Raw genomic sequence first — 8,200 nt, 5'->3', positions numbered from 1 at the left:
GTATAAAACCATTTGCAGTTGGCAGAAAAAATTGGATGTTCTGTGCAACAACTAAGGGTGCTAAAGCTAGTGCAAATATTTATAGTATTATTGAAACTTGCAAAGTAAATAAGATTAATCCTTATGATTATTTAAAATATTTGCTGAATCATATTCATGATTATTCTGATCCAAAAGAGTTAGTAAATTTACTTCCATATAATATTGATAAAAAAATATCATCAAATTAAATTTTTTTTAGAATTATCAAAAAACTTAAGAAACCCAAAGAAAGGCGGATAATACTTGTCAAGATGGGGATATTTTAGCGTTTACTTTACAATATGATTTTATAAGCTCTTTATACAATAAAGATGTTATTTTTAGTTATTCTGAAATAACTTCTCATTTAAATGACCAAATATGCAGGTGGTTAGAAAAATTATTATCAATTAAAAATATAGAAGAAAAATCAATACTCTATACCAATAAATATTTAAACATTTTTAGAAATATAAATACTCCAATCAATAAAAATCACTCAGATTTATATTATTATTGTCCAAACATTGAGCAAAGGCCATCAAAAATCTCAATAACAGGTATCGAAAAATTAATTTCAAACCCATATGTTTATTATATAAAATATATTTTAAACTTAAATTACTTAGAAAAAATTGCTAAACATGCAGAAAAAAAAGAATTTGGAATTATTATTCATAAAATAATTCATGATGTTTTATTAATGAAAGTTCAAAATGAGAAAGAGTTTATGGATATTTTTACTAAAAATTTTATAAACCAAATTAAGCATCAAGGTATTCCTTATAAAATAAATAAATTTTGGAATATACGTTTGCAAAATATAGCAAAATCTATTTATAAGAGTTTTATAATTAATAATGATGATTCTATTTCTTTTAGTGAGATATTTGGGCAAATTAATATAAGATTTAAATCCAAGCACATTAAATTAATATGTATTGCTGATAAAATTGATATTTTAAAAAAACAACACAAAGCAAAAATAATAGATTTTAAATCTGGATTAATTCCTAGTTCCAATGACGTTTTAAAAGGTATATCACCTCAATTACCAATTGAAGAATATATTTTAATAAATAATGGATTTAAAGATATAAATGACAACATATCAAAAATTAATTTAGAATATTTTGATATAAGTGGAAAATATACTAATACAATTATTTATAATATAAAAAGCAATTTAAATGAAACTGAAAATGGCATAAAAAAATTATTGGAAGACTTTTTATGTAATAAAACAGATTTTTTTATAACAAAAAATATTTCTCAAAATAATAAAAACAAACAATTCTTTCATATAATGAGACATATTAATAATTAAAGTATGGGGGTAACATAAATGTATTATTTGTATATACTTACCATTTACACAATTTGATATTACGTTAAAAATCAAGAAAAAGATCATTACACTAAGTTAAACTTGACAATGAATATAATTTACTTACCATAGCTATGGTATAAATAATATATATTACTCGAAAGCGATGTTTAAAGTTCAGAGTAAATCTATCTACTCCAAATTATAATTATATATAGATAATCAACTATTTGCTATTAGCAATAATTACTAAAGTATAGGGGTGTAAAATTTTATCAATGTGTAGAATAACTATTCCATTCAAAAATAACAAATAAGTCTATTTAGAGTTATTTTACTAAGACTTATTACTATCTATTTTTTCAATTTTGATTCATTAACTTGGAGTAATTAAATTTAATAAAGGGGGGGTATATAATGCCAAATAGTTTTATTGATTATGTGTATGAAACAGGTGCTTCATTAACTAATGATTTATATGAAGGAGTTAACTATGTTTTGGGATCTGAGCATATTATTAATATATATAATAGTGCAAAAATAGCGTTATCTAGCGATGTAGCAGCTAATTTTATTTTGTGGAGCTTTGGTTTTGGTCCAACATATTATGGATGGAAATGTATAGCCTTTACCTTTATAAGTGGAACTTTAAAATATTGGGGAAGAAAAGAGATAAATGATTACCTTGGAGAAGATTATTATCATTTTAAGCATATTATAGCAGGTGCATTTGGTGAGGGCTTTTATTATGCAAGTAATTATTTATTTAAAACAATATTAGATAATAATATATTATTTAATAAATTTGATCTGTTATACAAACTTATTAATGGAGCTATTAATAATATTGCATGGGAATATTTTTCAGAAACATTACAAGATTTAAAAAATAAGAATGAATGGCTGGAGTATTCCAAGTATGTATATAGCATTGAAACTTTTGATTGTTTTTTCAGTGATAATATTATGAGTTGTATTATATTAAAACAACCTATAGGTACTATTAGTAGAACTTATGGAGCTTATATACGTGAAAAAATAAAAAATAAATATAGTGAAAGTAATAGTGATAAAATTACTGAATTTATATATTATTATAACGTTATACATATAACAACTGGAGTTGGTAAATGTGTGGAAGAGCATGATATTGCAAATTATTCAGATGCTATTGAATTTTATGATATAGAATATGATTATGTAACTATTTGATAATTTTCAGTTTATTATATTATTATAGTATATTTGCTAATAATAACGAGAGTGCAAGATAATCAAATTCCAGCTTGATGCTATAGATGTTTTTATAGGACATGTCTTAAGGTATCTGTGCTGGGCTCTTATACTATTTTAGAATTAAAATATTACAGATAGAGAAGAGTAAATTTTGTTAAATATTACTATAGAAATTATAATATAGAATCACTTGTAAGTTTTTATTACTGTCTTTATAGATAATATAAAAGCTTGTTAGGAGGTTTTTATTATGTTATTTAATTATTCAATTAAAACTAGGGGTGCACATATAAATTACAATATGTGCTGAGAAATACCCTTTGAACCTGAAAAGGATAATACCTTCGGAGGAAAGTTTGCTATGATAAAAGATAATATTTGGAATATATTCCAAAAAGTTCGTAAAAAAAATCCATTAATTCAAAACATTACAAATTTTGTTGTAATGCCTTATACAGCTAATATACTTCTTGCAGCTGGTGCATCACCTATAATGTCAAATATTACTGATGAATTTAAGGAGCTATATAAAGCTACAAAAGCTATATCTATTAACATTGGAATGCTTGACCCGTTATGGGAAAAAAATATTATTGAATCATTAAAAATAGCTAAAGCACATGGATTGCCAGTAGTTTTTGACCCAGTTGGGTCTGGTGCTACGAATTATAGAACTAACTTTTCTAAAAAAATTATTAAAGAATTTAATATTAAGGTTGTTAGAGGCAATCCATCTGAAATTTTATCTTTATCATCATCTTTAAACGCAAATAGCAGCAATGCATCTAAAGGTGTAGATAGTTGTATTGATTCAGAGCAAGTTTTAGAGCATGCAAAGATAATCGCTAAAACTTACAATACAATTATAGCTTTAACAGGCAAAGATGATTACGTTACTGACGGGGAGCAGATATATAAGCTATCTAATGGTAGTGTATTAATGCAAAAGGTAATCGGGATGGGGTGTACTTTAAGTTCATTTATTGCAAGTTTTATTGCAGTAGAAAAAAATTATTTGAATTCAGCTGTTGCAGCAGTGGCAATATATGGAGTTGCAGGGCAATTAGCTGAAAGAATATCCTCAGGACCTGGCTCTTTTCAGCAGAATTTTATTGATACTTTATATCATTTAAAGAAAGAAAATTTTATAAATAATTTAATAATTTTAAAATGCTAAAAGATGCTCTAAAATTATATTTAGTTACAAATCGAAATAAACAAATCTCTGATATAGAATTTTTAGATATAATTGAAAAATCAATTATAGGTGGTGTTACTTCAGTGCAATTGAGGGAGAAGAATTTAGAATATGATGAATTTTTGAAATTAGCATATCAATGTAAGGAAATTGCATCAACTCATAATATCTCATTATTTATAAATGATAACTTAGCTATTGCTAAAAAAGTGTCAGCAGATGGAGTGCATGTGGGGCAAAATGATATTTCATTAAATAATGCCAGAGAGTTTTTAGGCAATGATTTTATTATTGGAATTTCAGTCAATAATTTATCACAGTTAAATAATAAGCAAAATATTTTTGCAAATTATATTTCATTAGGTCCTATTTTTTATACTAATACAAAGCTTGATATAGAAAAACCTATAGGTGTAAAAGAGATTTCTTTACTTACAAAAAATAAAATAAAACCAACAATATTAATTGGTGGCATAACACTTGATAATATTCATCAACTAATGAATTCAAATGTTGATGGATTTGCTATTAGTTCCGCTATTTTTAATGATCAAAATCCAAAAATTCAAGCTTCAAAGTTTAAATTTAAAATAAATGAATTTCAAAAAGGAGCATAATTATGAAAAAATATAAAAGAGCATTAAGTATTGCTGGGTTTGATGGAAGTGGTGGCGCAGGAATACAAGCAGACTTAAAGACTTTTTCTGCTTTGAATTGTTATGGAATGACAGTTCTAACTTCATTACCAATTCAAAATACAACAGGTGTACTCAAAATTTATGATTTGCCAATAGAGTCAATTGATAAGCAGATTGAATCTATAAAAGAAGATATTGGTTTTGATGTTATAAAAATAGGTATGCTGCATAAACCGGATATAATTGAAGTCGTATGTAAAAAGTTATCAGAGTGCTCAGAAGTGCCTATAATAACTGATCCCGTTATGTTTGCAAAAAGTGGAGACTTACTATTAGAAAAAAGAGCTTTAGATTCTTTAAAGGATAAAATATTACCTATTTCTACAATTATAACACCTAATATTCATGAGGCAGAATATTTATCAGATGGAAAGATTGCATCTAAAGGAGATATGATTATTGCTGCTGATAAAATTGCTAAATATGGATCACAGTTTATAGTAATAAAGGGTGGACATCTAGAACAAGAAGAAGATTGTTGGGATTTATTTTATAATTGCAAGACTAAAGAAAGTAATTGGTTTTCAAATAAAAGGATAGAAACGAAAAATTTGCACGGTACTGGATGTACATTTTCTGCCGCAATTGCAGCTTATATGGCAAATAAACATTCTATATACGATTCTGTTAAGAATGCAAATTATTATATAAATAAAGCAATTGAAAGTGGTTCTAAGTATAAATTAGGTAAAGGGTGTGGCCCTGTTGATCATTTTTATTTTATGGAGGGAGTTTAATGCAAATAACAGACTTTTTTAACTACATTGAAGATATATATTTAAAAATAATTAATTGTAATTTTAATAAAGAATTAGCTAAAGGTACTTTAAAGAAAAAATTTTTTGAAATTTATATGCAGCAGGATTCTTTATACTTAATTGATTTTGCAAAAGCTTTAGCTATTACTGCAACAAAGAGCCAAAATATTAAACATTTTTCACAGTTATTACATTTTGCAGATGGTGCTTTAGCAGCAGAACGAGAGTTGCATAATCATTATTTCAAAGAATTTAAGATAAAACCTATAAGTATAAAAAATAAAGCATGCTTAGCTTATACAAATTTTCTTTTAACATCAGCATATGCGGATAGTTATGAAGAGTCATTATCAGCTTTATTACCATGTTTTTACATATATAGGGAAGTAGGTAATAGCATTAAAAAACAAGTATCTTTGCTGAATCCATATTCAATGTGGATTGATACATATTCTAGTAAAGAATTTTCAGACACAGTTGATATTATGTTAGAAATAACACAACATGCAGTGCTAGATATTGTGGCTGATTCTAAAAAGGGTATAAGATTATTAAATCTATTTAAAATATCTACAGAATTAGAATTATACTTTTGGAATGATTCTTATATAACCCGAACTGCAAATAAGAATCGCTCTATAAAGAGCTAGAAAGGCGCCATAGAGTAATGTTTAGTACAGTTAGGAACAACGATATAGTCATTGCGAGGGCACAAATTGCTCGTGGCAATCCAGGAAAATTATCAACAAATGTAAATACTACAACAATTCTGGATCACCACAGTCGAGTAAAAGCTCTCCTTCGTGATGACTGTTGAGAGACATTACTCTTCATGATTACAAGATTTGCTATAAATTTCTTATCTGCAGTTCAGGTTATAAATAGAGCCTGTAGTACTACAGTAAGTTAGAGTTCATCATGATCGTGGCTTTCAGTTATATTAGCCGCAATGCTCATATTATGGTTTTCTTCATAGCTAGAAGAGTTGAAATGGAATTGAAAGTTATCTTTTTGTATAAAATCTTTATAATCATCACTTATCAATCCTTTTCTTTGTGCTAATTTATATGCATAGCCTATATATTCTGTGCATTCAAAATGTCCTGGCTGATCATCAAGTTCTCCACATTCAATTTTATGTTTGACACCTCCATCATCCTTTACAAAACACTTATTAAGAATATCCTTGTCAACAGATGACAAATTTTTATAAATGAAAGGAATTGCCTTTTTATGACTTCCTATTGATGATGAAAGCAAGTAATCTATTGCTGCACCCATTATAGGACCACCAATTAAAAATGCAACAGGGTTTTCTATACCATGTTGTAGACCAAAAGTAATCGCTTCAACTATTAAGGAGTCAGCATCTTGCAACATTTCTAGGGTGGTGCAATTATCGACCATATCATTATCTAAAAATTTATCTGAGTGTTTATCAAGTATAGTCTTGCCAGAATATAAGAAGCCATCTAACATGCCAAACAATACTGCATGTAAATGTGGAGCACCTGGGAATAAAAAGCTATGCATTCCAAGATTTCTGACTCCATGTGTGCCAGTTGCAAAGGCGATATCAAGAAAATCAGCTATTTGATCTCCATAGCCACCTGAATAATAATCTGTATATTCAAGCACATGTTTTGAATGAAAGAAGTCACTTACTACTTGTCTTGCAGTGGCAGTTGCTGTAGTGCCTGCAAAAAATGAAGCGCACCACCAACCATTAAAAGTTAGTGCTGCTGGAGCAGCTAGTCCAACTAAAGGAGCACCAAAAGTAACTCCCGCTGTAACTGTCCCTATGACAGCCGTTACTTTGGATACAGCTACAGCCGCATTCCATCCAGTATTGAAAAGGTAATGTGGTATATTATTTATATTGGTATTAGACATAAATATCTCCTTATTAATTTTTGTAAAATTTTATTTATATTAATTTAAGGAAATGTAGTAGAATGATGATGGTAGTATTTTCTACTAATTTCCAAACGGCTAATAGGTGGCGTCCTTTAGCCGTTTTTTAGTATGTTATGTTAATTTTTCCATGATAATCTCCATATAAATATTTTTTATTATTGATGAATAAGTTTATTATTAGTTAACAAAAAGTTAATCAATGACTAAACTTGATTATAATAAGTAAGCTCTATGTAGTGCTGAACTTAGATATTGTAAAGTGTAAAAACCTTCAAGTTAACTACAATAAGTGTGATGTAATGATAGATACATTGGCCTGAGGCCAATATTACTGAACCACATTAAAAATGCACTTAGGTCGTTATTTATAATAACTTTCTTTTCAACTATATATTGTAAATTTTTAATTACTTCCATGACTGTCCCCAGTTGCAAAATTTAATACAATACATTATGCTTAAATTTTTTTTATTGTCAATAATAATGGATAGATTATTTAGTATTGGAAATGTAAGAGCTCCTTATAAAGTTTAATCTTGAATAAAATAACAGAATTATATTAATTTAATTGGGTTTAAGTGGAGTGTATAAGTAAGAAAAATATTATAGCATGAAGAACATGTAAAGAATAAAATTTTGCTCTATCTTAACAGCTTTATCCATGTGATTTTTAAAAGTCTCATAAATTTAACCTTACCTTCAATTTGTTTGATATTTATTATTATAATTTTAGATAATAATTGACAAATCTATAGGGATGTAATAGTAATGAGACTTATTCGCATTATCAATTAGAGGTGTAAAATGAGTATTATTTGTGAATCAGGTGTTGGACATGCTGTTGGTGAATTTGTTCAAAGTATTATAACGTAAGCGCTAAAATAAGGGCATCTAGGCAAGAATAAAAATAAGTGGTAGAACAAAAGCCTAAAAAAATAGAGGCTAATGATGCTATTAGAAAAAAAGAAAAAAAGAATAAGTAATGAAAAATGGAAAGAGCTAGTAGAAGAATATAAAAAAAGTAATGTAAGTAAATATGAATTTT

Annotated in this window: 8 protein-coding genes and 1 riboswitch; of the genes, 7 read left to right on the top strand and 1 reads right to left on the bottom strand. The window is 27.2% G+C overall.

Features of this window, described 5'->3' with window-relative positions; all coding sequences use genetic code 11:
- The 7 genes from EIC27_RS08245 to EIC27_RS04530 all read left to right on the top strand — a co-directional run.
- A partial coding sequence (locus tag EIC27_RS08245; RefSeq protein ID WP_205702304.1) for a transposase domain-containing protein occupies nucleotides 1-230 on the top strand: 230 nt, incomplete at its 5' end.
- 71 nt (nucleotides 231-301) lie between these two features.
- Nucleotides 302-1,348: a RecB family exonuclease gene (locus tag EIC27_RS04555; RefSeq protein ID WP_126044939.1), complete on the top strand. Its 1,047-nt coding sequence runs from the start codon at nucleotides 302-304 to the stop codon at nucleotides 1,346-1,348.
- Nucleotides 1,349-1,765: 417 nt separating this feature from the next.
- A complete protein-coding gene (locus tag EIC27_RS04550; protein ID WP_126044938.1) occupies nucleotides 1,766-2,560 on the top strand; it encodes a hypothetical protein in 795 nt (264 codons plus the stop codon).
- A 291-nt stretch (nucleotides 2,561-2,851) separates the two neighbouring features.
- Nucleotides 2,852-2,954: riboswitch (TPP riboswitch) on the top strand.
- Nucleotides 2,946-3,761, top strand: coding sequence for a hydroxyethylthiazole kinase (thiM, locus tag EIC27_RS04545; RefSeq protein ID WP_126044937.1), 816 nt, complete (start codon nucleotides 2,946-2,948; stop codon nucleotides 3,759-3,761). (Overlaps the previous riboswitch by 9 nt.)
- Nucleotides 3,755-4,399 carry a thiamine phosphate synthase gene (thiE, locus tag EIC27_RS04540; protein WP_126044936.1) on the top strand — a complete coding sequence of 215 codons (645 nt, stop codon included), beginning with the start codon at nucleotides 3,755-3,757 and terminating at the stop codon, nucleotides 4,397-4,399. The genes thiM and thiE overlap by 7 nt, the downstream gene beginning before the upstream one ends.
- A 2-nt stretch (nucleotides 4,400-4,401) precedes the next feature.
- Nucleotides 4,402-5,217: a bifunctional hydroxymethylpyrimidine kinase/phosphomethylpyrimidine kinase gene (gene thiD / locus EIC27_RS04535; protein ID WP_126044935.1), complete on the top strand. Its 816-nt coding sequence runs from the start codon at nucleotides 4,402-4,404 to the stop codon at nucleotides 5,215-5,217.
- Nucleotides 5,217-5,888 (top strand): TenA family protein, encoded by a 672-nt coding sequence (locus EIC27_RS04530; RefSeq protein ID WP_126044934.1) that lies wholly within the window; start codon nucleotides 5,217-5,219, stop codon nucleotides 5,886-5,888. Before thiD ends, EIC27_RS04530 begins: the two co-directional genes overlap by 1 nt.
- 256 nt (nucleotides 5,889-6,144) lie before the next feature.
- Here the strand turns inward: EIC27_RS04530 and EIC27_RS04525 are convergent, their stop codons facing one another.
- Nucleotides 6,145-7,131, bottom strand: a complete 987-nt coding sequence (locus tag EIC27_RS04525; RefSeq protein WP_126044933.1) for a hypothetical protein — start codon at nucleotides 7,129-7,131, stop codon at nucleotides 6,145-6,147.
- Between the last annotated feature and the right edge of the window lie 1,069 nt (nucleotides 7,132-8,200).

Source organism: Candidatus Aquarickettsia rohweri (genome assembly GCF_003953955.1).
Lineage (GTDB): Bacteria > Pseudomonadota > Alphaproteobacteria > Rickettsiales > Midichloriaceae > Aquirickettsia > Aquirickettsia rohweri.
Note: the sequence above shows the minus strand (reverse complement) of the source record. Positions and strands in the feature narration are given on the sequence as shown.

Bases quoted from the DNA above. Each gene is read 5' to 3' on its own strand.
- thiE (WP_126044936.1), top strand. From the start codon at position 3,755: ATGCTAAAAGATGCTCTAAAATTATATTTAGTTACAAATCGAAATAAA.
- EIC27_RS04525 (WP_126044933.1), bottom strand. From the start codon at position 7,131: ATGTCTAATACCAATATAAATAATATACCACATTACCTTTTCAATACT.
- EIC27_RS04530 (WP_126044934.1), top strand. From the start codon at position 5,217: ATGCAAATAACAGACTTTTTTAACTACATTGAAGATATATATTTAAAA.
- thiM (WP_126044937.1), top strand. From the start codon at position 2,946: ATGATAAAAGATAATATTTGGAATATATTCCAAAAAGTTCGTAAAAAA.
- thiD (WP_126044935.1), top strand. From the start codon at position 4,402: ATGAAAAAATATAAAAGAGCATTAAGTATTGCTGGGTTTGATGGAAGT.
- EIC27_RS04550 (WP_126044938.1), top strand. From the start codon at position 1,766: ATGCCAAATAGTTTTATTGATTATGTGTATGAAACAGGTGCTTCATTA.